This window comes from Streptomyces griseus, from assembly GCF_900460065.1.
Lineage (GTDB): Bacteria > Actinomycetota > Actinomycetes > Streptomycetales > Streptomycetaceae > Streptomyces > Streptomyces griseus.
Genome location: NZ_UAVD01000027.1, coordinates 233,871 through 258,427, shown reverse-complemented (window position 1 = coordinate 258,427; position 24,557 = coordinate 233,871). Strand labels below are relative to the sequence as shown.

Annotated in this window: 21 protein-coding genes and 1 tRNA gene; 11 read left to right on the top strand and 11 right to left on the bottom strand. The window is 70.1% G+C overall.

The window, feature by feature from the left end; translation table 11 throughout:
- The first annotated feature begins 41 nt into the window (after window positions 1-41).
- The 8 genes from DTB53_RS16970 (at window position 42) to DTB53_RS16935 (ending at window position 7,196) form a co-directional block, all read left to right on the top strand.
- A complete protein-coding gene (locus DTB53_RS16970) occupies window positions 42-1,001 on the top strand; it encodes a phage distal tail protein (RefSeq protein WP_003966986.1) in 960 nt (319 codons plus the stop codon).
- A gap of 58 nt (window positions 1,002-1,059) precedes the next feature.
- The gene (locus DTB53_RS16965; protein ID WP_012379477.1) at window positions 1,060-2,262 is read left to right on the top strand and encodes a hypothetical protein; all 1,203 of its coding nucleotides are present in this window, start codon (window positions 1,060-1,062) and stop codon (window positions 2,260-2,262) included.
- 8 nt (window positions 2,263-2,270) lie between these two features.
- Complete coding sequence (locus DTB53_RS16960) at window positions 2,271-3,377, top strand: hypothetical protein (protein ID WP_012379478.1); 1,107 nt, start codon at window positions 2,271-2,273, stop codon at window positions 3,375-3,377.
- A 3-nt stretch (window positions 3,378-3,380) separates the two neighbouring features.
- Window positions 3,381-4,097, top strand: coding sequence for a hypothetical protein (locus tag DTB53_RS16955; RefSeq protein WP_012379479.1), 717 nt, complete (start codon window positions 3,381-3,383; stop codon window positions 4,095-4,097).
- A 60-nt stretch (window positions 4,098-4,157) separates the two neighbouring features.
- Window positions 4,158-5,624 carry a hypothetical protein gene (locus DTB53_RS37885; RefSeq protein ID WP_003966990.1) on the top strand — a complete coding sequence of 489 codons (1,467 nt, stop codon included), beginning with the start codon at window positions 4,158-4,160 and terminating at the stop codon, window positions 5,622-5,624.
- A 126-nt stretch (window positions 5,625-5,750) separates the two neighbouring features.
- On the top strand, window positions 5,751-6,692 hold the full coding sequence (locus DTB53_RS16945; RefSeq protein ID WP_012379481.1) for a peptidoglycan-binding protein: 942 nt from the start codon (window positions 5,751-5,753) through the stop codon (window positions 6,690-6,692).
- A gap of 19 nt (window positions 6,693-6,711) precedes the next feature.
- Entirely contained in the window at window positions 6,712-6,939 is a 228-nt protein-coding gene (locus tag DTB53_RS16940; RefSeq protein WP_012379482.1) for a hypothetical protein, read from the top strand.
- Window positions 6,936-7,196, top strand: a complete 261-nt coding sequence (locus DTB53_RS16935) for a hypothetical protein (protein ID WP_003966993.1) — start codon at window positions 6,936-6,938, stop codon at window positions 7,194-7,196. The genes DTB53_RS16940 and DTB53_RS16935 overlap by 4 nt, the downstream gene beginning before the upstream one ends.
- Window positions 7,197-7,280: 84 nt before the next feature.
- Here the strand turns inward: DTB53_RS16935 and DTB53_RS16930 are convergent, their stop codons facing one another.
- The 10 genes from DTB53_RS16930 to DTB53_RS16880 form a co-directional block, all read right to left on the bottom strand.
- Window positions 7,281-11,180: a DNA-directed RNA polymerase subunit beta' gene (locus tag DTB53_RS16930; RefSeq protein WP_003966994.1), complete on the bottom strand. Its 3,900-nt coding sequence runs from the start codon at window positions 11,178-11,180 to the stop codon at window positions 7,281-7,283.
- Between the two features lie 98 nt (window positions 11,181-11,278).
- Window positions 11,279-14,764 carry a DNA-directed RNA polymerase subunit beta gene (gene rpoB / locus DTB53_RS16925; protein ID WP_003966995.1) on the bottom strand — a complete coding sequence of 1,162 codons (3,486 nt, stop codon included), beginning with the start codon at window positions 14,762-14,764 and terminating at the stop codon, window positions 11,279-11,281.
- A 623-nt stretch (window positions 14,765-15,387) separates the two neighbouring features.
- Window positions 15,388-15,771, bottom strand: coding sequence for a 50S ribosomal protein L7/L12 (gene rplL / locus DTB53_RS16915; protein WP_003966996.1), 384 nt, complete (start codon window positions 15,769-15,771; stop codon window positions 15,388-15,390).
- Between the two features lie 84 nt (window positions 15,772-15,855).
- Window positions 15,856-16,413: a 50S ribosomal protein L10 gene (gene rplJ / locus DTB53_RS16910; protein WP_003966997.1), complete on the bottom strand. Its 558-nt coding sequence runs from the start codon at window positions 16,411-16,413 to the stop codon at window positions 15,856-15,858.
- Between the two features lie 275 nt (window positions 16,414-16,688).
- Window positions 16,689-17,606, bottom strand: coding sequence for an SCO4651 family lipoprotein (locus DTB53_RS16905; RefSeq protein WP_003966998.1), 918 nt, complete (start codon window positions 17,604-17,606; stop codon window positions 16,689-16,691).
- Window positions 17,607-17,776: 170 nt separating this feature from the next.
- Window positions 17,777-18,499, bottom strand: a complete 723-nt coding sequence (gene rplA / locus DTB53_RS16900; RefSeq protein ID WP_003966999.1) for a 50S ribosomal protein L1 — start codon at window positions 18,497-18,499, stop codon at window positions 17,777-17,779.
- A gap of 80 nt (window positions 18,500-18,579) precedes the next feature.
- Window positions 18,580-19,014 (bottom strand): 50S ribosomal protein L11, encoded by a 435-nt coding sequence (rplK, locus tag DTB53_RS16895; protein ID WP_003967000.1) that lies wholly within the window; start codon window positions 19,012-19,014, stop codon window positions 18,580-18,582.
- Window positions 19,015-19,190: 176 nt separating this feature from the next.
- A complete protein-coding gene (nusG, locus tag DTB53_RS16890; RefSeq protein ID WP_003967001.1) occupies window positions 19,191-20,075 on the bottom strand; it encodes a transcription termination/antitermination protein NusG in 885 nt (294 codons plus the stop codon).
- A 73-nt stretch (window positions 20,076-20,148) separates the two neighbouring features.
- A complete protein-coding gene (secE, locus tag DTB53_RS16885; protein WP_003967002.1) occupies window positions 20,149-20,436 on the bottom strand; it encodes a preprotein translocase subunit SecE in 288 nt (95 codons plus the stop codon).
- A gap of 106 nt (window positions 20,437-20,542) precedes the next feature.
- A tRNA-Trp gene (locus tag DTB53_RS16880) sits at window positions 20,543-20,615 on the bottom strand.
- A 212-nt stretch (window positions 20,616-20,827) separates the two neighbouring features.
- Here DTB53_RS16880 and DTB53_RS16875 point away from each other — a divergent pair.
- Both DTB53_RS16875 and DTB53_RS16870 read left to right on the top strand, forming a co-directional pair.
- The gene (locus tag DTB53_RS16875; RefSeq protein WP_003967003.1) at window positions 20,828-22,054 is read left to right on the top strand and encodes a pyridoxal phosphate-dependent aminotransferase; all 1,227 of its coding nucleotides are present in this window, start codon (window positions 20,828-20,830) and stop codon (window positions 22,052-22,054) included.
- 140 nt (window positions 22,055-22,194) lie between these two features.
- A complete protein-coding gene (locus DTB53_RS16870) occupies window positions 22,195-23,208 on the top strand; it encodes an adenosine deaminase (protein ID WP_030702419.1) in 1,014 nt (337 codons plus the stop codon).
- Here DTB53_RS16870 and DTB53_RS16865 read toward each other — a convergent pair.
- Window positions 23,201-23,791: a TetR/AcrR family transcriptional regulator gene (locus tag DTB53_RS16865; protein ID WP_003967005.1), complete on the bottom strand. Its 591-nt coding sequence runs from the start codon at window positions 23,789-23,791 to the stop codon at window positions 23,201-23,203. The genes DTB53_RS16870 and DTB53_RS16865 overlap by 8 nt on opposite strands.
- Before the next feature lie 96 nt (window positions 23,792-23,887).
- Here DTB53_RS16865 and DTB53_RS16860 point away from each other — a divergent pair, with 96 nt between their 5' ends.
- Window positions 23,888-24,523, top strand: a complete 636-nt coding sequence (locus DTB53_RS16860; protein WP_012379485.1) for an NAD(P)-dependent oxidoreductase — start codon at window positions 23,888-23,890, stop codon at window positions 24,521-24,523.
- Window positions 24,524-24,557 lie beyond the last annotated feature (34 nt).

Sequence of the window (24,557 nt, the reverse complement as noted above, 5' to 3'; positions counted from 1 at the left end):
CACCCATCCACCCCACGAACGAAGCGAGGTGACGGCCCCTCATGGCCGCGACGACAACCGCATACGCGTACGAGACCGCACCCGGCTCACTGATCACCCGCGACGGGCAGATCCAGTGGGCCGGACTGCTGATGGGCCCCGGTACCCCGTACGAGATCGACCGCACCGGTGTCACCGGCTGGGACGACCTGCCGGTGCTCGACACCGGTGACGTCTCCCGCCCCGACCGGCACGGCGCCTGGCCCGGCGCGCAGTGGGCGCAGCCCCGGCTCGTCGGGGCGACCGTCTGGCTGCTGCCCCGCACCACCTCGGACGCCCGGGGTGTGGCCGCCGGCTTCCGGGACGCGACCGGCGCGGACGGCGGCGAGGACTGGCTGGCCGTGCGCCTGCACGGGGAGACCCTCGCCGTACGGGCCCGGGTCAGCCGGCGGGTCGTCCCGCAGGACCGTTCCTTCGTGGTGCACGGCACCTCGAAGGCCAGTCTCCAGTGGACCGCGACCGATCCCCGCCGCTTCGGCTCCGTGCTCCGCGAGGCCCGCGCCCTCCTGCCGGTGGCCGAACCCGGGCTGATCTGGCCGGAGGCCGCCGGGACCGGGCTCGGCCTGCGGTGGCCGCTGGACTGGGGCGCCTCGGACCCGGCCGACGGCGGGAACGCCACCGGCGGCTGCACCGCGGTCAACGGGGGGTCGGCGACCTCCCACCCGCTGATCGAGTTCCGGGGGCCGGTCCGGCGCCCGACCCTGACCCGGCTCACCGACGGCAAGCAGCTCCAGTACGACATCGTGCTCGGCCCGCAGGACGTCCTGAGCGTCGACACCGAGGCCGGCACCGTCCTGCTCAACGGGAACGCCTCCCGCCTCTACACCGCGTCCCCGGCCTCCGCCCCCGAGCAGCTGTTCGGGCTGGCCCCGGGCCCGACGGAGCTGGCGTTCCGCTCCCACGACACCACCCCCGACCCGCGGGCCTCCGTCACCGTCCGGTGGCGCGACGCCCACTGGTGACCCCACGGGCTCCGGCCCCGCCGAGACACCCACCCGCCTCTCTCCCAGGAGGACCACCATGCCCGTACGCAGCGCCTGGCTGATCAACCGCACCGAGACCGAATCCGGCCAGTCCCGGGCCGACACCCGGCTCGCCCCGGTCGGCACCATGGCCCCGAGCGGGGCCCTGACCAGCGCCGGGGGCGTCATCCCCGGTTCCGAGAACGGCGCGCACCTGATGTCCGCGCTGTACGTCTACGGCGAGACCGCGGGCATGCGAGCCACCGTCGCCCCGGGCCGCGCCGTGATCCAGGGCCGGGGGCCGGCCGGGGCCTACCCGGTCGTCCTCACCGACTACGCCGACGTCGGCTTCGTCGACGGCAACGCCGCCAACCCCCGGATCGACGTGGTGATCCTGCGGGTCCACGACGCCCAGTTCGACGGCGAGGACGGCCGTACCGAAGCCGTTCTGGAGGTCGTCCAGGGCGAGGCCTCCGCCTCCCCGGAGCCGCCGCTCCTCCCGCCGGCCTCCCTCCCCCTCGCCCAGGTCCGGATCCCGGCCGGCGCCTCCGCCGGGACCGGCGGCATCGACTGGGCCAACGCGATCTACGACCTGCGGGTCCCCACGGTGGCCGTCGGCGGCATCCTCCCGGAGTCCTGGGCCCGCGACGTGCCCGGCGGATACATCGGCCAGTACCGGGACACCGCCACGGAGTACCAGCGCTGGGACGGCGCCCGCTGGACCGGCTACCCGCGCCAGATCGGCGGCATCGCCCCCCAGGGCGCGCTCGCGACCGGGGAGTACACCGGTCAGTACCGCGACGAGGGCGGGCGGCTCCAGCGCTGGGACGGCACTCTCTGGCGGCCCGCCGTCACCGCCTCCGCCTGGGCGAACAACACCGACGGCGGCTACTGCACCTCCGTCCCCTGGGTGGAGGCCGTCGACGACACCCAGGGCCCCACCATCACGGCGACGTTCACCGCCCCCGTCTCCGGCGCGGTCCTCGTGACGGTCGGCTTCATGGGGAACACCGGGGTCGACGGCCAGTGGTGCCGGATGGGCGCCAACATCCGCAGGGACGGCGTCCTGGTCTCGGCCGCCGACGAGACCCGCTCGGCGACCGTCGGGTCCAAGGCGCTGACGTCGGTGTCGGCCGTCTACCGCGTCGCGGGCCTCCAGCCGGGCGCCGTCCACACGGCCGTCTCCGCCTACTGCACCTCCGCGACCAGCAACCGGGGCTGGTTCGACAACCGCTTCATCCGCGTCGACCCGGTCCTGTGAGGCAGCCGATGACCCGTACCTCCCCCGACCCCGTCTACCGGGCCCTCTTCTGCGATCTGCGCACCGACCGCCTGCTGGACGTCCTGCCCCTGACCGAGACCAAGTTCGACGACTTCATCGGCAAACCGGGCTCCCTCACCGCCACCGTCCCCCTCCCCGAGGGGGCGCTCGCGGCCCGGGCCCGGGCCGCGCTCCAGCCCGGCCGCACCGCGGTCTGGCTGGAGCGGGACGGGGACATCTGGTGGGGCGGCATCCTGTGGACCTGCACCCCGGCCTCCGACGAACAGGGCCGGCTCACCGTGCAGTTCCAGGCCGGGACCTTCGACTCCTACCTGGACCACCGCATCCTGGGCCAGGATCTGACCGGCACCGGGCTGGACCAGTTCGACATCGCCCGCACCCTCGTCGCCCACGCCCAGGAGCAGCCGGGCGGCGACATCGGCATCAGCCTCGGACACGAACGGTCGGGGATCGTACGGGACTACGCCCACGCCTACTCGGCGCTCGCCCGTGTCCGCGAACTGCTGGACAAACTCGGCCAGTTGAACGACGGCTTCGAGTGGCGCATCCACTGCTACCGGGACGCGGCGGGCAACCGGGTCAAGCGCCTCCAGCTCGGCCATCCGCAGATCAGGACCGGCCACAGCGACATCGTGCTGGACCATCCCGGGCCCGTCCTCACCTACAGCCTGCCCACCGACTCGACCGTCCAGGCGAACGTCTGGGTGGCCCGGGGCGAATCGGCCAACACCGACCAGTCCCAGGAGTCCGAGCCGCTGACGGTCGCCGAGGAACTTCCCGGCGAACTCGCCCAGGGCTGGCCCCGGCTGGAGCTCACCTCCGACCACAACGGGGTGAGCGACGGGGCGACCCTGCGCTCCCTGGCCCGTGCCGAGCTGTCCCGGCAGCGCCGGCCCGAGGTCATCCCGGAGCTGACCGTACGGCTGGACGGGCTGATCACCCCGGCGCTGCTCGGCGCCCGCATCCGGCTGCGCGTCCACGACCTGTGGCACCACGAGGGCCTCGACGCGCACTACCGGATCGTCGGCATGGCCGTCACCCCGCCGCAGCGCACCAAACAGGAGACGGCCGTTCTCTACCTGGAAGGAGCCTGACCCGTGGCGATCATCCCCACCGATCTGCTCGACCGCATCCGCGCCCTGGAGCGCCAGGTCAGGGAGTTGATGGGCAGCGCCAACACCACTCCGGCGCAGAACAGCATCGTGGGCGGCGAGGTGGTCATCGGCGAGCGCGGCCGGCTGCGGGTGCGCACCGCGGGCGACCAGGACCTCCTGTACCTGGGGCGGGTCCAGCCGGACCGGGGCGAGGACACCCCGCAGCAGGGGCTGGTCGTCCGCCGCGACGACGGCTCGCTGGCGCTGACCGTCTGGACCGGGGCGCCCGACACGCTGCCGGTCCAGGCGGTGCAGATCCTGGACCGCCGGGGCAACGTGGTCGTCGCCGACGACACCGTACGGGGCGGTCTCGCCCGCCCCTACATCCCGTTCGCGCTCCCGGCCCCCGTCGACACGGCCCGCTGGGAGTCCACCGGCGCCACCGAATGGACCACGCTCCACCGGGGCCCCGGCCTCGTCCAGCACCCCCGGCTGCACTGCCGGATCGCCGCGGAGGGCGGCGCGGGCGGCGAGGTGCGGCTCCTCGTGGACGGCGACCAGGTGGGCCCGGTCGGCGGTCCGGGGCCGGGACTGGTGCTCACGGAGCGGATGACGGCGGACTACGGGGCGACGGTGACGTTCGAGATCCAGGCCCGGGTCACCACCGCCGGCACCACGATCCGCTGCCGCCCCCTGACGCTGTACGGCCTGGAGTCCTGACCCCGCCCTCACCGAGCCCCGCCCTCACCGAACCCCACCCACCCCACCCGAGGAGCCCCCGTGCTGCCACCGAGCATCCCGACCGTCACCCTCACCGCCCGCTACCTCACCCCCGACGGCCGCCCCATGAGCGGCACCGTCGAATTCCGCCCGCCCGCGTTGCTCACCCACTCCGGTGAGGACCTCTTCCTGGGCGGCCCCACCCGCGCCACCCTCGACGCCGAGGGCCGGCTCCAGGTCGTGCTGCCCGCCACCGACGGCCCGGGCTGGAACCCGGCGGTGTGGACGTACACCGTCACCGAGCGGCTCTCCGGCCTCGGCCGCGGCAGCCGCGGCTACCAGATCGCGCTGAGCGCCGACCACCCCGCTGTCGACCTCGCCGACATCGCCCCGGCCGACCCGTCCACCCCGAGTTACGTCGCCGTCCCCGGCCCGGCCGGTCCGCCGGGCGAGCTCGGCCCGCAGGGGCCGGCCGGCCCGCCCGGAACCGTGCACTCCGTCAACGGGAAGTCCGACCCGGACATCGTCCTGAGCGCCGCCGACGTCGCCGCCGTCGCCGCCGACCGCGTCGGCGCCCCGGGCGGTGTCGCGGCCCTCGGCGCCGACGGACTGGTCCCGGCCGCCCAGCTCCCGGCCGGCGGCGGCGCCGTCGCCTCGGTCAACGGTCAGACCGGCGACGTGCTCCTCGCCGCGTCCGACGTGGGCGCCCTGTCCCAGGCCGCGGGCGACGCCCGCTATCTGGCCGTCGACGGCTCCCCCGTCACCTCGGTCAACGGACGCACCGGCCCGGTCGTGCTGACCGCGTCCGACGTCTCGGCCGTGGCGAGCGGCGACGCGGTGCTGCTCACCGGCGACCAGAGCATCGCCGGCGCGAAGACCTTCGTCGCGCCGCCCGCCACGAAGGCCGCACCCGCCACCGAGGACCACCTCACCCGCCGGGGCTACGTGGACGCGGTCGCCTCGGGCGGGGCCTGGTCCCCGTCCGCCGTCGGGTTCGCCGGGTGGGCCTTCGACCCCGCGTGCGGTTCCGCCTCGACCCCGCAGTACTGCATCAACGGCTGGGTCTACCTGATCGGCGTCCCGCTGCACGCGCCCAGGCTCGTGAAGAACATCGCCTTCTACGTCCCGGGGTACGGGGGCAACACCCTGGGGGCCGCCTCCTACGCGGGGCTCTACACGAGCGCCGGGGTCCGCGTCGGGGTGACCGCCTCGCTGAACACGCTGATCCCCAAGACCGAGGGCCAGACGGTGATCTGCCCGCTCACCGTCCACTACAACGCGGCCCCGGGCAACTACTGGGTGGGCCTGGTGATCAACGGCCCCAACCCCACCAACGGCGGCCCCGCCTTCCTGCGCGGCGCCAGCGTGGGCCAGGCCCCGGGCGGCAGCGCCCGGATGCCGGGGTACTTCGTCCGGCACGGTCGCCTCGGCGTCACCGGCCAGACCTCACTGCCCACCAACTTCAACCCGACCGTCGCCAACACCGTCGTCGCCGACTCCAACGCCATCTGGGCCGCCCTGTCCTGAACCCCGCGACCCCAACCCCGTACCGCCCCGCACGCCGAGCCCCGTACCGACCGCGCCCCACCCGGTACGGGGCTCCGCCGTGCCCGGCCCCGAACCCGTTCCCGTACCTCGGAAGGACCGCCACCCGTGGCCACACCACTCACCGCCGACCGGCTGCTCGCCGCGCTGCACGCCGAAGGCGTCACCGTCGTCGAGCACCCGGGCTGGCGCACCCACGACCGCAACCACAAGGGCGCCTGGGGCCCCGTGAACGGGGTGATGATCCACCACACCGTCAGCAGCGGGAGCGCCGCCTCGGTCGCCCTCTGCCGCGACGGCCACGCCTCACTCCCCGGCCCGCTCTGCCAGGGCGTCATCGACAAGGCCGGCACGGTCCACCTGATCTCGGCCGGCCGCGCCAACCACGCGGGCGGCGGCGACCCGGACGTGCTGCGGCGCGTCGTCGCGGAGGACTACGGCGACCGGCCGCCCGCCCCGCGCGCCCACAACGGCAGCGCGGGAGCGGTCGACGGCAACGCCCGCTTCTACGGCTTCGAGTGCGTCAACCTCGGCGACGGCCGGGACCCCTGGCCCGCCGTCCAGCTCGACGCGATCGAACGCGCGTCGGCCGCGATCTGCCGGGCCCACGGCTGGAGCGCCCGCTCCGTCATCGGCCACGCGGAGTGGTCGGCGGCCAAGGTCGACCCGCGCGGCTTCACCATGCCCTCGATGCGCGCCCGCGTCGGCAGCCGCCTGGCCGCCCCGGCCCGCGACACCCCGACCGGACCCTCCGCCCCGCCCTCGAAGCCCGGCGCCCCCGCCACCCCCCGCTACCAGCCCTTCCCCGGGGCCCACTTCTTCACCGCCCGCCCCAGCTCCCCCGTGGTCACCGCGATGGGCCGCCGACTGTCCGCCGAGGGATGCGGGGCGTACGCCGTCGGCCCCGGCCCCCGCTGGACCGAGGCCGACCGCCGCTCGTACGCCGCCTGGCAGCGCAAGCTCGGCTTCCGGGGCGCGGAGGCGGACGGCTGGCCGGGCCGCACGTCCTGGAACGCGCTGAAGGTCCCGTACACCACGAAGTCGCCGTAGCCGAGTTGAGGAGCCCGCCATGTCCGACGCCGCCCGGCGTACCGCCCGTACCGTCCTGCAGACGGCCCTCGCCCTTGCCGTGCTCCTGCCCGCACTCGTGGACGCGTCCGGCGTCCCCGCGACCCTGCCCCGGGTCGCCGGGGCCCTGGCCGTCGCGGGGGCGGTGACCCGGGTGATGGCCCTGCCGGGCGTCCAGAACCTGCTGCCGTCCTGGCTGCGCACCGAACCGCCGGAGGGCCGCCCATGACCGATACCGACCCGAACAACCCGGTGGCCGTCGCCCTGGAGCTGGAGCGGATGCGCGGCAGCCTGGAGGCCGGCTTCGCCCGCGCCGACGGGCAGCTGGCCCTCCTGGTGCAGCGCAGCGACCAGACCGACAAGCAGCTCGCCGACCACGAGGCGCGACTCGACCTGCTGGAGCGGTCGCGCTGGCCCCTGGCGAGCATCGCCGCGCTCACCGCGACCGCCGGGGTCGCCATCGCCGTGTGGGAGACGCTCCGCTGATCGGCCCGGCCCCGCACACGCCGAAGGGCGGCCACCCCCTGTCGTACAGGGGGTGGCCGCCCTCAGGCGTCTCTGCGTACGCGCCTACTGGTTGTACGGACCGTAGTCGTAGTCCTCCAGCGGAACGGCCTGGCCGGAGCCGGTGCCGAACGGCGAGTAGTCGATGTCGTCGTAGCCGACGGCCGAGTACATCGCGGCCTTGGCCTCCTCGGTCGGCTCGACCCGGATGTTGCGGTAGCGGGACAGGCCCGTACCGGCCGGGATGAGCTTACCGATGATGACGTTCTCCTTGAGGCCGATCAGGGAGTCCGACTTGGCGTTGATCGCCGCGTCGGTGAGGACCCTGGTCGTCTCCTGGAAGGACGCCGCCGACAGCCACGACTCGGTGGCGAGCGAGGCCTTGGTGATACCCATCAGCTGCGGACGGCCGGAGGCGGGGTGACCGCCCTCGGTGACCACACGACGGTTCTCGGTCTCGAACTTCGACCGCTCGACCAGCTCGCCCGGAAGCAGCTCCGCGTCGCCGGACTCGATGATCGTCACGCGGCGGAGCATCTGCCGGATGATGATCTCGATGTGCTTGTCGTGGATCGACACGCCCTGCGAGTTGTAGACCTTCTGGACTTCGCCGACCAGGTGGACCTGGACCGCACGCTGGCCGAGGATGCGCAGCACGTCGTGCGGGTTGGTCGCACCGACGGTGAGCTTCTGGCCCACCTCGACCGGGTCGCCCTCGCCCACGAGCAGACGGGCACGCTTCGAGATCGGGAACGCCGTCTCGTCGCTGCCGTCGTCCGGGGTGACGACGAGCTTCTTGGTCTTCTCGGTCTCCTCGATCCGCACGCGGCCCTTGGCCTCGGAGATCGGGGCGACACCCTTCGGCGTACGGGCCTCGAAGAGCTCGACGACACGGGGCAGACCCTGGGTGATGTCGTCACCGGCCACACCACCGGTGTGGAAGGTACGCATCGTCAGCTGGGTACCGGGCTCACCGATGGACTGGGCGGCGATGATGCCGACCGCCTCACCGATGTCGACCAGCTTGCCGGTGGCGAGCGAGCGTCCGTAGCAGAAGGCACAGGTGCCGACCGCGGACTCACAGGTCAGGACCGAGCGGGTCTTGACCTCCTCGACGCCGGCGCCCACCAGGGCGTCGATCAGGACGTCACCGAGGTCGACGTTGGCAGGCGCGATGACCTTGCCGTCCACCACGACGTCCTCGGCGAGCATGCGGGCGTAGACCGAGGTCTCGACGTCGTCCGTCTTGCGGAGCACGCCGTCGGCGCCCTTGACCGCGATCTTCAGCTTGAGGCCGCGGTCGGTGCCGCAGTCCTCCTCGCGGATGATCACGTCCTGCGAGACGTCCACCAGACGACGGGTCAGGTAACCCGAGTCGGCGGTACGCAGGGCGGTGTCCGCCAGACCCTTACGGGCGCCGTGCGTGGAGATGAAGTACTCCAGAACGGTGAGGCCCTCGCGGAAGGACGCCTTGATGGGACGGGGAATCGTCTCGTTCTTGGCGTTCGACACCAGACCACGCATACCCGCGATCTGACGCATCTGCATCATGTTTCCTCGGGCGCCCGAGTCGACCATCATGAAGATGGGGTTCGTCTTCGGGAAGTTCGCGTTCATCGCCTCGGCGACCTCGTTGGTCGCCTTGGTCCAGATCGCGATGAGCTCCTGCGTGCGCTCGTCCTTGGTGATCAGACCGCGCTCGTACTGCTTCTGGACCTTCTCGTCCTGCTCCTCGTAGCCCTTGACGATGGCCTTCTTGGCCTCGGGCACGACGACGTCGGAGATGGCCACGGTGACGCCCGAACGGGTCGCCCAGTGGAAGCCCGCCGCCTTCAGGTTGTCGAGCGTCGCCGCCACGATGACCTTGGGGTAGCGCTCGGCCAGGTCGTTGACGATCTCGGAGAGCTGCTTCTTGCCCACCGAGTAGTCGACGAACGGGTAGTCCTCGGGCAGCAGCTCGTTGAAGAGCGCACGGCCCAGGGTGGTCCGCAGCCGGAAGGTGTCACCGGGCTGGTACTCCGGCTCGCCCTCCTCGGCGACCGGCGGCACCCAGCCACGCGGCGGCATGGTGCCGACCGGGAAGCGGATGTCGACCTTCGCCTGGAGCGACAGCTCGCGGGCGTCGAAGGCCATGGTGGCCTCGGCCGTGGAGCCGAACGCGCGGTCCGCGCCCTTGACGTTCCGGCCCTCGTCGTCCGTGGTGAGGAAGAAGAGGCCCAGCACCATGTCCTGGGTCGGCATGGTGACGGGACGGCCGTCGGCCGGCTTCAGGATGTTGTTCGAGGACAGCATCAGGATGCGGGCCTCGGCCTGCGCCTCCGCGGAGAGCGGCAGGTGCACGGCCATCTGGTCACCGTCGAAGTCCGCGTTGAACGCGGTGCAGACGAGCGGGTGGATCTGGATGGCCTTGCCCTCGACCAGCTGCGGCTCGAAGGCCTGGATGCCGAGGCGGTGCAGGGTGGGCGCACGGTTCAGCAGCACCGGGTGCTCGGCGATGACCTCTTCGAGGACGTCGTACACGACGGTGCGGCCACGCTCGACCATGCGCTTGGCCGACTTGATGTTCTGCGCGTGGTTCAGGTCCACCAGGCGCTTCATCACGAACGGCTTGAAGAGCTCCAGCGCCATCGCCTTCGGCAGACCGCACTGGTGCAGCTTGAGCTGCGGACCGACGACGATCACGGAACGCGCGGAGTAGTCCACGCGCTTGCCGAGGAGGTTCTGACGGAAACGACCCTGCTTGCCCTTGAGCATGTCGCTCAGGGACTTCAGCGGGCGGTTGCCGGGACCGGTGACCGGGCGACCGCGGCGGCCGTTGTCGAACAGCGCGTCGACGGCCTCCTGGAGCATGCGCTTCTCGTTGTTCACGATGATCTCGGGGGCACCGAGGTCCAGAAGGCGCTTCAGGCGGTTGTTGCGGTTGATCACACGGCGGTACAGGTCGTTCAGGTCGGAGGTCGCGAAGCGGCCACCGTCCAGCTGCACCATCGGACGCAGGTCCGGCGGGATGACCGGCACGCAGTCGAGCACCATGCCCTTGGGCTTGTTGCTGGTCTGCAGGAACGCGGAGACGACCTTGAGGCGCTTGAGCGCACGGGTCTTCTTCTGGCCCTTGCCGGTGCGGATGATCTCGCGGAGGCGCTCGGCCTCCTCGTCGAGGTCGAAGGACTCCAGGCGCTTCTGGAGCGCGGCGGCGCCCATGCAGCCGTCGAAGTACGTGCCGAAGCGGTCACGCAGCTCGCGGTAGAGCAGCTCGTCGCCCTCCAGGTCCTGGACCTTGAGGTTCTTGAAGCGGCTCCACACCTCGTCGAGGCGGTCGATCTCGCGCTGCGCGCGGTCGCGCAGCTGCTTCATCTCCCGCTCGGCGCCTTCGCGCACCTTGCGGCGCACGTCCGCCTTGGCGCCCTCGGCCTCCAGCTCGGCCAGGTCGGTCTCGAGCTTCTTGGCGCGGGCCTCCAGGTCGGAGTCGCGGCGGTTCTCGGTCTGCTGGCGCTCGACGGAGACGTGGGCCTCCAGGGACGGCAGGTCGCGGGTACGACGCTCCTCGTCCACGAACGTGATCATGTACGCGGCGAAGTAGATGACCTTTTCCAGGTCCTTCGGCGCGAGGTCCAGCAGGTATCCGAGGCGCGAGGGAACGCCCTTGAAGTACCAGATGTGGGTGACGGGAGCGGCAAGCTCGATGTGGCCCATCCGCTCACGACGCACCTTGGCGCGAGTGACCTCGACGCCGCAGCGCTCGCAGATGATGCCCTTGAAGCGGACACGCTTGTACTTGCCGCAGTAGCACTCCCAGTCCCGGGTCGGACCGAAGATCTTCTCGCAGAAGAGTCCGTCCTTTTCGGGCTTGAGCGTGCGGTAGTTGATGGTCTCCGGCTTCTTGACTTCGCCGTGCGACCAGGTCCGGATGTCGTCCGCGGTGGCAAGGCCGATCCGCAGCTCGTCGAAGAAGTTGACGTCGAGCACTTGTCGTCAATCCCTCTTTCGGGGTCTCGTCTCAATCAATGGTCTGAACGGGTCCGGGGAGGGCCGGCCGCCTCGGGGTGAGGCGGCCGGCCGGCCCGTCAGACCTCTTCGACGCTGCTCGGCTCGCGCCGGGACAGGTCGATACCGAGTTCCTCCGCCGCGCGGAAGACGTCCTCGTCCGTGTCGCGCATCTCGATGGACATGCCGTCCGAGGACAGCACCTCCACGTTGAGGCAGAGCGACTGCATTTCCTTGATGAGTACCTTGAAGGACTCGGGAATGCCGGGCTCGGGGATGTTCTCGCCCTTGACGATGGCCTCGTAGACCTTCACGCGGCCGGTCACGTCGTCGGACTTGATCGTCAGGAGCTCCTGGAGGGCGTACGCGGCGCCGTAAGCCTCAAGGGCCCACACCTCCATCTCACCGAAGCGCTGACCACCGAACTGCGCCTTACCACCCAGCGGCTGCTGGGTGATCATGGAGTACGGGCCGGTCGAACGCGCGTGGAGCTTGTCGTCGACCAGGTGGTGCAGCTTGAGGATGTACATGAACCCGACCGAGACCGGGTCCGGGAACGGCTCGCCGGAGCGGCCGTCGAACAGCTGGGCCTTGCCGGAGGGCTGGACCAGCCGGTCGCCGTCGCGGTTGGGGATCGTGGCCTCGAAGAGACCGGAGATCTCGTCCTCGCGCGCACCGTCGAAGACGGGCGTGGCGACGTTGGTGCCGGGGGCGACCTGGTCGGCGCCGATGGCCTGCAGGCGCTGGGCCCACTCGTCACCGAGGCCGGAGACGTCCCAGCCGCGGCTGGCGAGCCAGCCGAGGTGGATCTCCAGGACCTGTCCCGGGTTCATTCGGGACGGGACGCCCAGCGGGTTGAGGATGATGTCGACCGGGGTGCCGTCCTCCAGGAACGGCATGTCCTCGATCGGCAGGATCTTGGAGATGACGCCCTTGTTGCCGTGACGGCCGGCGAGCTTGTCACCATCGGTGATCTTGCGCTTCTGCGCGACGTAGACGCGGACCAGCTGGTTCACGCCCGGCGGCAGCTCGTCGCCCTCTTCGCGGTCGAAGACGCGGACGCCGATGACCTTGCCGATCTCACCGTGCGGCACCTTCAGCGAGGTGTCGCGCACCTCGCGCGCCTTCTCACCGAAGATCGCGCGGAGCAGGCGCTCCTCGGGGGTCAGCTCGGTCTCGCCCTTGGGCGTGACCTTGCCGACGAGGATGTCGCCGGCGACGACCTCGGCACCGATGCGGATGATGCCGCGCTCGTCGAGGTCGGCGAGGACCTCCTCGGAGACGTTCGGGATGTCCCGGGTGATCTCCTCCGGGCCGAGCTTGGTGTCACGGGCGTCGACCTCGTGCTCCTCGATGTGGATCGAGGAGAGGACGTCGTCCTGCACGAGGCGCTGCGACAGGATGATCGCGTCCTCGTAGTTGTGACCCTCCCACGGCATGAACGCCACGAGCAGGTTCTTGCCGAGGGCCATCTCACCGTTCTCGGTGGCCGGTCCGTCGGCGAGCACCTGGTCGGCGACGATCCGGTCGCCCTCGGAGACGACGACCTTCTGGTTGACCGAGGTGCCCTGGTTGGAGCGCATGAACTTGGCGATGCGGTACGTGGTGTACGTGCCGTCGTCGTTCGTGACGGTGATGTAGTCCGCGGAGACCTCCTGGACCACACCGTCCTTCTCGGCCTTGAGGACGTCGCCGGCGTCGGTGGCGCAGCGGTACTCCATGCCGGTGCCGACGAGCGGGGCCTCCGACTTGATGAGCGGCACCGCCTGACGCATCATGTTCGCGCCCATGAGGGCACGGTTGGCGTCGTCGTGCTCCAGGAAGGGGATCATCGCGGTGGCGACGGACACCATCTGGCGCGGCGAGACGTCCATGTAGTCGACGTCCGTGCCGGGCACGTAGTCGACCTCTCCGCCACGGCGGCGGACCAGGACGCGGGGCTCGGTGAAGCGCAGCTCGTCGTTGAGGGTCGCGTTCGCCTGGGCGATGACGAAGCGGTCCTCCTCGTCGGCCGTGATGTAGTCGACGTCGTCGGTGACCTGGCCGTCGACGACCTTGCGGTACGGCGTCTCGATGAAGCCGAACGCGTTGACGCGGCCGTACGAGGCGAGCGAACCGATCAGACCGATGTTCGGGCCCTCGGGGGTCTCGATCGGGCACATGCGTCCGTAGTGGGACGGGTGCACGTCTCGGACCTCGAAGCCGGCCCGCTCACGGGAGAGGCCACCCGGGCCGAGAGCCGACAGGCGGCGCTTGTGGGTGAGACCCGACAGCGGGTTGTTCTGGTCCATGAACTGCGACAGCTGGCTGGTGCCGAAGAACTCCTTGATGGAGGCGACGACCGGCCGGATGTTGATCAGGGTCTGCGGCGTGATCGCCTCGACGTCCTGGGTGGTCATGCGCTCGCGCACGACGCGCTCCATCCGCGCCAGGCCCGTACGGACCTGGTTCTGGATGAGCTCGCCGACGTTGCGCAGACGACGGTTGCCGAAGTGGTCGATGTCGTCGGTCTCGACGACGATCTCCCGGCCGGACTCGCCGATCGTCTCGGTCTCACCGGCGTGCAGCTTGACCAGGTACTTGATGGTCGCGATGACGTCGTCGGTGGTGAGCACCCCGGCGTCCAGCGGCTCATCGGCGCCGAGCTTCTTGTTCACCTTGTAGCGGCCGACCTTCGCGAGGTCGTAGCGCTTCGGGTTGAAGTAGAGGTTCTCGAGCAGCGTCTGAGCGGCCTCGCGGGTCGGCGGCTCGCCCGGACGCAGCTTGCGGTAGATGTCGAGCAGCGCGTCGTCCTGGCCCTGGGTGTGGTCCTTCTCCAGGGTGGCGCGCATGGACTCGTACTCGCCGAACTCCTCCAGGATCTGCTCGGTGGTCCAGCCGAGAGCCTTCAGGAGGACGGTGACGGACTGCTTGCGCTTGCGGTCGATGCGGACACCGACCATGTCGCGCTTGTCGATCTCCATCTCCAGCCAGGCGCCCCGGGAGGGGATGATCTTGGCGGAGAAGATGTCCTTGTCGGACGTCTTGTCGATGGAGGAGTCGAAGTAGACACCCGGCGAGCGGACCAGCTGCGACACGACGACACGCTCGGTGCCGTTGATGACGAAGGTGCCCTTGTTGGTCATGAGCGGGAAGTCGCCCATGAAGACCGTCTGGGACTTGATCTCGCCGGTCTCGTTGTTGGTGAACTCGGCCGTGACGAAGAGCGGCGCGGCGAACGTGAAGTCGCGCTCCTTGCACTCGTCGATCGAGTTCTTCGGGGGCTCGAAGCGGTGGTCGCGGAACGTAAGCGACATCGACCCGGAGAAGTCCTCGATCGGAGAGATCTCCTCGAAGATCTCCTCCAGGCCGGACTTGGTGGGGACGTCTTGTCCACTGTCCAGAGCAGCCTCGACGCGAGCCTTCCAGGCGGCGTTGCCGAGGAGCCAGTCAAAGCTCTCGGTCTGCAGCGCGAGGAGGTTCGGAACCTCGAGGGGCTCCTTGATCTTTGCAAAAGAGATGCGCAGCGGGGCGGTGCTGGCACCGTTGTTCGTATTCGCGGTCGAGGCGTTGCGCGAGGCGGCCAAGAGGGGGTCCTTCCGAGGGCTCGGACTCACTACGCGCGTACCGGTCCCACTCTGGACACAAAGACAGACCGTTCCGAATCGGTCGCAAACGACCAGGTCGGAGGGGGTCGATCATCGGTGCTTCAGCGTGGGCATGCCCCTGGTGACGGGCAGGAGGCAGCTAACAGGCAGCGCAAAGGGTCAGTGTAGCCAAGCGGCACACTGATGTCCAGTCGGGGTTCTCAGAGACCCACGTTGCTCTCAACAGCTGTTCTCAACACCTATGTCTAGCCCTGGTCCTCGCGCGGGGTGCGCACTTCTTTACTGCCCTCTTCACTCTCGATCCATGCCTCGGATACGGATCGAAGTGATGACGCGTCCTGAGAATTGCGCGCCGCGTCCGGTTCGTCAAGGCCCGCCGGTCCGATCGGACCTCCAGGAGCCTTCGCCGGCCGCCTCCGGGATGCCCCGCGGGACGCCCCCGAGGGGCCTGCGGGAGGCGCACGGCGAAGATCACCCTACTCGTCGTCGGCGGAAGATCAAGGCACCCGCCGCGGGCACGCCGAAGGGCGACCACCCGGATGGGTGATCGCCCTTGGCGTGGGCACTGACGTGCCCGGGGAGTCCGGAGGACTCCCGAGGTGTTACTTGACCTCGACGGAAGCGCCGGCGGCCTTGAGGGACTCGGCAGCCTTCTCGGCGGCCTCCTTGGCGACCTTCTCGAGGACCGGCTTCGGGGTGCCGTCGACGAGGTCCTTGGCCTCCTTCAGACCCAGCGAGGTCAGCTCACGCACGACCTTGATGACCTGGATCTTCTTCTCGCCGGCACCGGTGAGGATGACGTCGAACTCGTCCTGCTCGGCCTCGGCCTCGGCCGGGGCGCCACCAGCGGCGGGGCCGGCGACGGCGACGGCCGCGGCGGCGGTGACGTCGAACTTCTCCTCGAAGGCCTTCACGAACTCGGAGAGCTCGATGAGGGTCATCTCTTCGAACTGCGCGAGCAGGTCGTCCTGGGACAGCTTCGCCATGATAGGCGTCCTTCCACTATTCGGCAGGTGCCGGATGTATGTGTCGGCGGGCGTACGTGGAGCCCGCTGGACCGCTGAGCGAAATTACTCGGCGGCCTCGGCGGGAGCCGGAGTACCGGCACCGCCCTGCTCTTCCTTCTTGGCGCGAAGGGCTTCCGCGGTGCGGACGAACTTGGAGGGCAGGGCCTGGAAGACCTGCGCCGCCTGCGTCTGCTTGCCCTTGAAAGCACCGGCCAGCTTGGAGAGCAGAACCTCGCGGGACTCGAGGTCCGCGAGCTTCTTGATCTCATCGGCGGACAGCGCCTTACCGTCAAGGACACCGCCCTTGATGATGAGGTTGGGGTTGTCCTTGGCGAAGTCACGAAGACCCTTCGCCGACTCCACCGGGTCACCGGTGACGAAGGCAACCGCCGTCGGACCCGAGAACAGGTCGTCCAGCGTGTCGATCCCGGCCTCGTTGGCCGCAATCTTGGTCAGCGTGTTCTTCACCACGGCGTACTGGGCGTTCTCACCGAGCGAACGGCGCAGCTCCTTGAGCTGGGCCACGGTGAGACCCCGGTACTCGGTCAGCACGGCGGCGTTCGAGCTGCGGAACTGGTCCGTCAGCTCGGCTACCGCGGCAGCCTTGTCGGGCCTTGCCATGAGCGTCGGCCTCCTTCCGGGTGATGAGGACCGCTCAGAAGGGGCCGGGAAAGACGAAACGCCCCAGCACAAGTGCCAGGGCGCAGCTCGACCGAACAGAGTCCGGGAGCGATTCCACAGTCACCTGCGCAGGTCGTCCGATCTAGCGGAACCTTCGGTCACCGTCCCCCTCGCGGGACACAGCGACGACCAGCGGTCTTTGGCTTCCTGGTGAGAGTACGCGACCGGATGGGGGACGGGCAAATCCGTCCCCGTTCGACCCCTCGCGGGAGGTGTCAGGAGGTGGCGCCCGGGGTAGCGCCGCCCTGCTTCAGCATCTCCTTGAAGTCCACGGTGTCCGAGGCCGCCGGCTTCTCGGTGGGCACCTCGGTGCCGTAGTCGCTGTAGAAGATCGTCGAGTTGAACGAGCCGGTCTTCATCTCGCCGCGCTCGGTCTTCTTCACCAGCAGGTCGTTCTTGTCGACCCAGATGTCGACGGTCTGGGTGGTCACCCCGGCCAGGGCGAGCTGCTCCTTGAACGCGGCCAGCTGCTCCGCGTCCAGGTTGCTGTTCTTCGCGGTCAGGCCGGCCACGTCGACCGTGCCGGAGTAGTGCGTCGCGGGGACCCCGCGGACGTCCTCCTGGCCGACCTTCTTCACGTCGCCGGAGGCCAGGAGCGCCTTCACGCCCTGCTCGGGCGTGCTGTTCTGGATCTGGTCCTTCATGACGTCGCCGGAGGCCCCGCCCAGCTCGGCGAGGTCCTTGTAGGAGTACCGGATCCAGTGCTTGCCGCCGGTGTTGGCCGCCATGGCGTCGCCCATGTTGGCGTAGTACTCGTCCTTGAAGTAGCGCGCCTGGACCGATCCGTCGCCGCCGGCCTGCTTCAGGGCGTCGCCCATGGTGCCGCCGGTGTACGTGATGGTCAGCGCGCCGGAGAGGCCGTCGGCCCAGCCGATGGCTCCGGACTGCTTCATGGACATGACGCTGCCCATCTCGGTGGTGCCCTCGACCTTCGCCGACTGGGCGCCGCCGGTCTTCTGCTGCACCTGCTTCAGCGCGGCGACGGGGCTCGCCTTGGAGACGGCGCCCGCCTTGCCCTCACCGGCGCCGTCGGACCCCTTCGCACCGTCGGAGCCGCTGCAGGCCGCTATCGACGTCAGTGCCGCCGCGACGGCCAGAGCCGTGCCCGTGCGTCGTGCCGTGCTCGTCCTCATGTACCCGTCCACCCCTCGTATCGTCTGTCGTCCCCCGCACAACAGTGGCACAGGGCACTGACAGGCATGGCGCCTTACGGATACGAGGACGGGCCCCGCACCTCGAAAGGTTGCGGGGCCCGTTCACACCGTGCACGCGTACGACGCGGCTACCGGGTGAGCACAAAGGCTCAGACGGAGGCCGGGTCCTCCTCGACGAGGAGGTTGCGGGTGCGGTTGGCGTCCAGCGGGATGCCGGGGCCCATCGTGGTGGCCAGCGTGGCCTTCTTGATGTAGCGGCCCTTGGCGGCGGACGGCTTCAGACGGAGGATCTCCTCCAGCGCCGCTGCGTAGTTCTCCACCAGCTTGGTCTCGTCGAAGGAGACCTTGCCGATGATGAAGTGCAGGTTCGAGTGCTTGTCGACGCGGAACTCGATCTTGCCGCCCTTGATGTCGTTGACAGCCTTCACGACGTCGGGGGTGACGGTGCCGGTCTTCGGGTTCGGCATCAGACCACGCGGACCGAGCACGCGGCCCAGGCGGCCGACCTTGCCCATGAGGTCCGGGGTCGCGACGACGGCGTCGAAGTCCAGACGGCCCTTCGCCACCTCGTCGATGAGCTCGTCGGCGCCGACGATGTCGGCTCCGGCGGCTTCCGCGGCCGCAGCACGGTCACCGGTCGCGAAGACCAGGACCCGGGCGGTCTTGCCGGTGCCGTGCGGGAGGTTCACGGTGCCACGGACCATCTGGTCGGCCTTGCGCGGGTCGACACCCAGGGCAAAGGCGACCTCGACGGTGCCGTCGAACTTCGTGGACGAGGTTTCCTTGGCGAGACGGACGGCCTCGAGCGGGGCGTAGTTGCGCTCCCGGTCGACCTTGGCGTCCGCAGCGCGGAGGTTCTTGCTGCGCTTCACTTCTACTCCTGTGGTTTCCGAGTGTGGAGTCGTGGTGCGGACCAGCGCTTGGCCCTACCACTGGGGGTTACGGGGCTGAATCAGCCTTCGACCGTGATGCCCATGGAGCGGGCGGTGCCGGCGATGATCTTCGACGCGGCGTCGAGGTCATTGGCGTTCAGGTCGGGGAGCTTCGTCGTGGCGATCTCGCGGACCTGGGCGGCCGTCAGCTTGGCAACCTTGGTCTTGTGCGGCTCGCCGGAGCCCTTGTCCACACCCGCGGCCTTGAGGATCAGCTTGGCGGCCGGCGGAGTCTTCGTGACGAAGGTGAAGGAACGGTCCTCGTAGACCGTGATCTCCACCGGCACGACCATGCCACGCTGCGACTCGGTCGCGGCGTTGTAGGCCTTGCAGAACTCCATGATGTTGACGCCGTGCTGACCGAGCGCGGGGCCGACCGGCGGGGCCGGGTTCGCCGCACCGGCGTTGATCTGGAGCTTGATAAGCCCCGTGACCTTCTTCTTCTTGGGAGGCATTGCTCTCTCCGGGTCCTATGAGAGTGTTTCGCCGCCGATTCCGGTCATCCGGATGGAGGCATACCGCACAACGATAACGGGTATAGCTGTGCGACCAAAAACCCAGCAGGTCAGAGCGGCTGCGAAGCCCCTCTGACCTGCTGGGTAGGCATGTGTCCAGAAACCGGCGGGAAGCGCTAGTTCTTCTGGATCTGGTCGAAGCTGAGCTCGACCGGGGTCTCGCGGCCGAAGATCTCGACGAGGCCCTTGACCTTCTTCGAGTCGGCGTTGATCTCGTTGATCGTGGCCTGCAGCGTGGCGAAGGGGCCGTCGGTGACGGTGACGGAGTCCCCGACCTCGAAGTCCAGCACCTGGACCTCGACCTTGCGGGCCGGAGCCGGCTTGCCCTCGGCCTCGGCGGCCTCGCGGGCGGCCTTCTCCTCGGCCTCCGGGGCGAGCATCTTGACGATCTCGTCCAGGGTCAGCGGGTACGGGTCGTAGGCGTTGCCCACGAAGCCGGTGACGCCCGGCGTGTTCCGCACGACGCCCCAGGACTCGTTCGTCAGGTCCATGCGGACCAGCACGTAACCGGGGAGCTTGTTCTGCCGGACGTTCTTGCGCTCGCCGTTCTTGATCTGGACGATTTCCTCTTCAGGCACCTCGGCCTGATAGATGAACTCCTCCACGTTCAGCGAGACGGCGCGCTGCTCCAGGTTGGCCTTCACGCGCTTCTCGTAACCGGCGTACGTGTGGATGACGTACCACTCGCCGGGGAGGGTGCGGAGCTCGTCGCGCAGGGCGGCGACGGGGTCGACGGGGGCGGCCGGCTCGGCCTCTTCCTCGTCGGCGCTCTCGTCGTCGGCCTCGACGGCCTCTTCCGCGGCGGCGTCGTCCTCGTCGGAGTCGTCCCCGGCCACGTTCACGGCGGCCCGCTCGGCGGGCTCACCCGCGGCGAGGTCGGCGGCCTCGGCCTGGTCCGGGTCCACGGAGTCAGCAGCCTCAACGATGTCGAGCTCGTCCTTGGCGGACTCTGAGGCGCCGGCCTCGGGCTCGACGGCGTCGTTCAGGTTCGGGTCAGACACGATGGCTGCTTCTTCCTGGATACAAAGGGTGGAACGTGCGAAAGGGGCGCCGGATCCGACGCCTTCCGCGTGATCAGCCGAAGACGTACTTGACGACCCGGGCGAAGCCCATGTCGAGAACGGTAACAAGACCGATCATGACGACGACGAACACGATCACCACGGAGGTGTACGTCGTGAGCTGGCTGCGCGTCGGCCAGACAACCTTACGGAGTTCGGCGACGATCTGGCGGTAGAACAGCGCGAGCCGACCCAGAGGGCCCTTCTTGCCGCGCTTGCCGCCCTTCCGAGACTTCTTCTTCGACTCGGGAGCTTCATCCTCAGCATCAGGCATGTCGATGGAGCCCACGGCGTCCGTCACGCTACTCACCTGATTCCGGGTCGTGGCCGTGCCGCGCCCGGTGGAGCCGCACGGCTGTGCAATGAAGTACGTACATGCGCACACATCCTGGCGAAGGAGTGTGTAGCAGGGCCGGAGGGACTTGAACCCCCAACCGCTGGTTTTGGAGACCAGTGCTCTACCAATTGAGCTACGACCCTTTGTGGTTTCCACCAACCTACCGCATCTTTCCCGGTGAACGGGTGCGGGTACGGTGCGGCTGGTGAAGGCCAACGACAGGTGAGTGTACGTGTTCAGGGCCGCCGCGTCGAACAGACAACGGCCGACCGCTCCCGTCCGCATGCTGTCCGGGTCCTGTCCGGACCCTGAAACCCCTGTGCCGACGGCTTTCGCGGTCTGGGAACATGGGGCCATGAGCGCTGCAACTTCACCGTCCGAGCGCCGGGTTTCGGCCCGCATCGGTGCGATCTCCGAGTCCGCGACCCTCGCCGTCGACGCCAAGGCCAAGGCCCTCAAGGCCGCCGGGCGTCCGGTGATCGGCTTCGGGGCCGGTGAGCCCGACTTCCCGACGCCCGACTACATCGTCGACGCCGCGGTCGAGGCCTGCCGCAACCCGAAGTACCACCGCTACACCCCCGCAGGCGGGCTCCCCGAGCTGAAGGCCGCCATCGCGGAGAAGACCCTGCGCGACTCCGGCTACGAGGTCGACGCCGGCCAGATCCTGGTGACCAACGGCGGCAAGCAGGCCATCTACGAGGCCTTCGCCGCGATCCTCGACCCGGGCGACGAGGTCATCGTCCCCGCCCCGTACTGGACCACCTACCCCGAGTCGATCCGGCTCGCCGGCGGTGTCCCGGTCGAGGTCGTCGCCGACGAGACCACCGGTTACCGGGTCTCCGTCGAGCAGCTGGAGGCCGCGCGCACCGAGAAGACCAAGGTCGTCCTGTTCGTCTCGCCGTCCAACCCCACCGGCGCGGTGTACAGCGAGGCCGACGCCGAGGCCATCGGCCGCTGGGCCGTCGAGCACGGCCTGTGGGTCATGACCGACGAGATCTACGAGCACCTGGTCTACGGCGACGCCACCTTCACCTCGCTCCCGGCGATCGTCCCCGAGCTGCGCGACAAGTGCATCGTCGTCAACGGCGTCGCCAAGACGTACGCGATGACCGGCTGGCGCGTGGGGTGGATCATCGGCCCGAAGGACGTCGTCAAGGCCGCGACCAACCTCCAGTCGCACGCCACCTCCAACGTCTCCAACGTGGCCCAGGTCGCCGCGCTCGCGGCCGTCTCCGGACCGCTGGACGCCGTCGCCGAGATGCGCACCGCCTTCGACCGCCGCCGCAAGCTCATCGTGCGGATGCTCAACGAGATCGACGGCGTGTTCTGCCCGGAGCCCGAGGGCGCCTTCTACGCCTACCCGGCGGTGAAGGACCTGCTCGGCAAGGAGATCCGCGGCAGGCGTCCGGCCACCACCGTCGAGCTGGCCGCGCTCATCCTGGAGGAGGCCGAGGTCGCCGTCGTGCCCGGCGAGGCCTTCGGCACCCCGGGCTACCTGCGTCTGTCCTACGCCCTGGGCGACGACGACCTCATCGAGGGCGTCTCGCGGATCCAGAAGCTGCTGGGCGAGGCCAAGGCCTGACCGGTCGCGTAACCGCTCGAACGGAAGGCGCCCCCGGCCGCTGGATTCCTCCACCGGCCGGGGGCGCTTTTTGTTCGAGCGGCCCCCCTAAACGGGAAAGCGGCTACCGCTCCGGGCCGCCCGTGCGGCAGGATCTTCCAATGGAGCGTGATGTACGTCTGTTGCCCAAGGCCCACCTGCACCTGCATTTCACCGGGTCGATGCGGCCCACCACCCTGCTCGAACTCGCCGACAAGTACGGGGTCCATCTCCCCGACGCCCTGACCGGCGGCGAACCGCCCAAACTGCGGGCGACCGACGAGCGCGGCTGGTTCCGTTTCCAGCGGCTCTACGACATCGCCCGGTCGTGCCTGCGGTCCCCCGAGGACATCCACCGCCTGGTGCGCGAGAGCGCCCAGGAGGACGTCGCGGACGGCTCCGGCTGGCTGGAGATCCAGGTCGACCCCACCTCGTACGCCCCGCTGCTCGGCGGGCTGATCCCGGCCATCGAGATCATCCTCGACGCCGTGGACAGTGCCGCCCGGGACACCGGTCTGGGCATGCGCGTGGTGATCGCCGCCAACCGGATGAAGCACCCGCTGGACGCCCGCACCCTGGCCCGGCTCGCCGTCCGTTACGCGGACCGGGGCGTCGTCGGCTTCGGGCTCTCCAACGACGAGCGGCGCGGGATGGCCCGCGACTTCGACCGCGCCTTCGCGATCGCCCGCGAGGGCGGCCTGCTGGCGGCTCCGCACGGCGGGGAGCTCGCCGGGCCCTCCAGCGTGCGCGACTGCCTGGACGATCTGGACGCCTCGCGCATCGGACACGGGGTCCGGGCCGCCGAGGACCCCCGGCTGCTGCGCAGGCTCGCCGAGCGCGGGATCACCTGCGAGGTCTGCCCGTCGTCCAATGTGGCGCTCGGCGTCTACGAGAAGCCCGCCGACGTCCCTCTGCGCACGCTGTTCGACGCGGGCGTGCCGATGGCGCTGGGGGCGGACGACCCGCTGCTGTTCGGTTCGCGGCTGGCCGCCCAGTACGAACTGGTGCGCCGCCACCACGGGTTCACCGACGAGGAGCTGGCCGAGCTGGCCCGCCAGTCGGTGCGCGGGTCGGCGGCCCCCGTGGACGTGACGGAGAAGCTGCTCTCGGGGATCGACGACTGGCTGGCTAGCTGATTCCGCCCAGCAGTGTGCGGGCCAGGGAGGCGGCGAAGTCGTCCAGGGGCTGCGGGGGCGTGCCGCCGGGGAGCGCGGCGTAGGCGAAGGCCCGTTGGGCGCAGGCGCCCAGCAGCAGCGAGGCGGCGGCGTAGGTGTCCGCGTCGGCCCGCAGGCGGCCCGCGCCCTGTTCGGCGCGCAGGTAGGCGTCCAGCCGGCGGATCGGCAGGTGGGGCCCGGCTTCGAGCCCGCCGACGCCCTCCTCGTGGCGGCGCTTGAGCTGGGGTTCGGCGTAGAGGGAGGCGGCCATGGGGAAGGTCTGCTCGTAGAACAGCGCGGCCACCCGGGCGATCTCGGTGAGGTTGCCCTCGACGCTGCCCTCCCCCGCGCGGAGGTCTCCGAGAAGGTTGCCGAGCCGGGGCAGCCGCTCCGCGAGGACCGTGACGAACAGCTCCTCCTTGCCGGAGAAGTACTTGTAGAGCGCGGCCTCCGAGCAGCCGGCCGCCCGGGCGATCTCCTTGGTGGTGGTGCGGGCGAGGCCGATGGAGAGCATCAGCTCGTGCGCCGCGTCGACGATCCGCACGCGGGCGGGCTTGTGGTCCATGCGTGCTCCAACGGGCCGTGACCCGGAGATCTTGACGTCCGGGTGGGGAGCCACCCACCCTAGAGGTTAGTGAATACTCACCCACCAGGGGGCGCTATGAGAATCACCGTGTTCGGGGCGACCGGCGGCGTCGGTCAGGAGATCGTCGGGCAGGCCCTCGCGGCGGGCCACGAGGTGACGGCCGTGGTCCGCGATCCGGACCGGCTCCCGGAGCGGCTGGACCGGGCGGCGTTGGCCGCCGTCGTCCGGCTGGACGATCCGGCGGCGGTGCGGGCGGCGGTGGCGGGGCGCGACGCGGTGCTCTCGGGGCTGGGCTCGCGCGGCCGGAGGGCCGACGGCGTCGCCGAGCGGCTGACCGGGCGGATCCTGACGGCGATGGAGGCCGAGGGGGTGCGGCGGCTGGTGGTGGTGAGCGCGGTGCCCGTGGGGCCGGAGCCGGCGGGCGATCGGCTGGTCGACCGGCTGGCGCTCAAGGTGGTCGGGGCGGTGCTGGCGGACGTGTACGCCGATCTCGCCCGGATGGAGGCGGCGTTGGCCCGCAGTGCGACGGACTGGACCGCGGTACGGCCGCCGAAGCTGACGGACGGGCCGCTCACGGGCGTCTACCGGCGGGTCGTGGGCGGCGCCCCGCGCGGCAGCCGGTCCGTCTCCCGGGCCGACGTGGCGCACGCGATGCTCGCGCTGGTCGAGGACCCGGCGGCCGTGCAGCAGGGCGTGGGCGTCGCGTACTGACCCCGCAGGGCCGCCCTTCGGGCGACGACGGCGG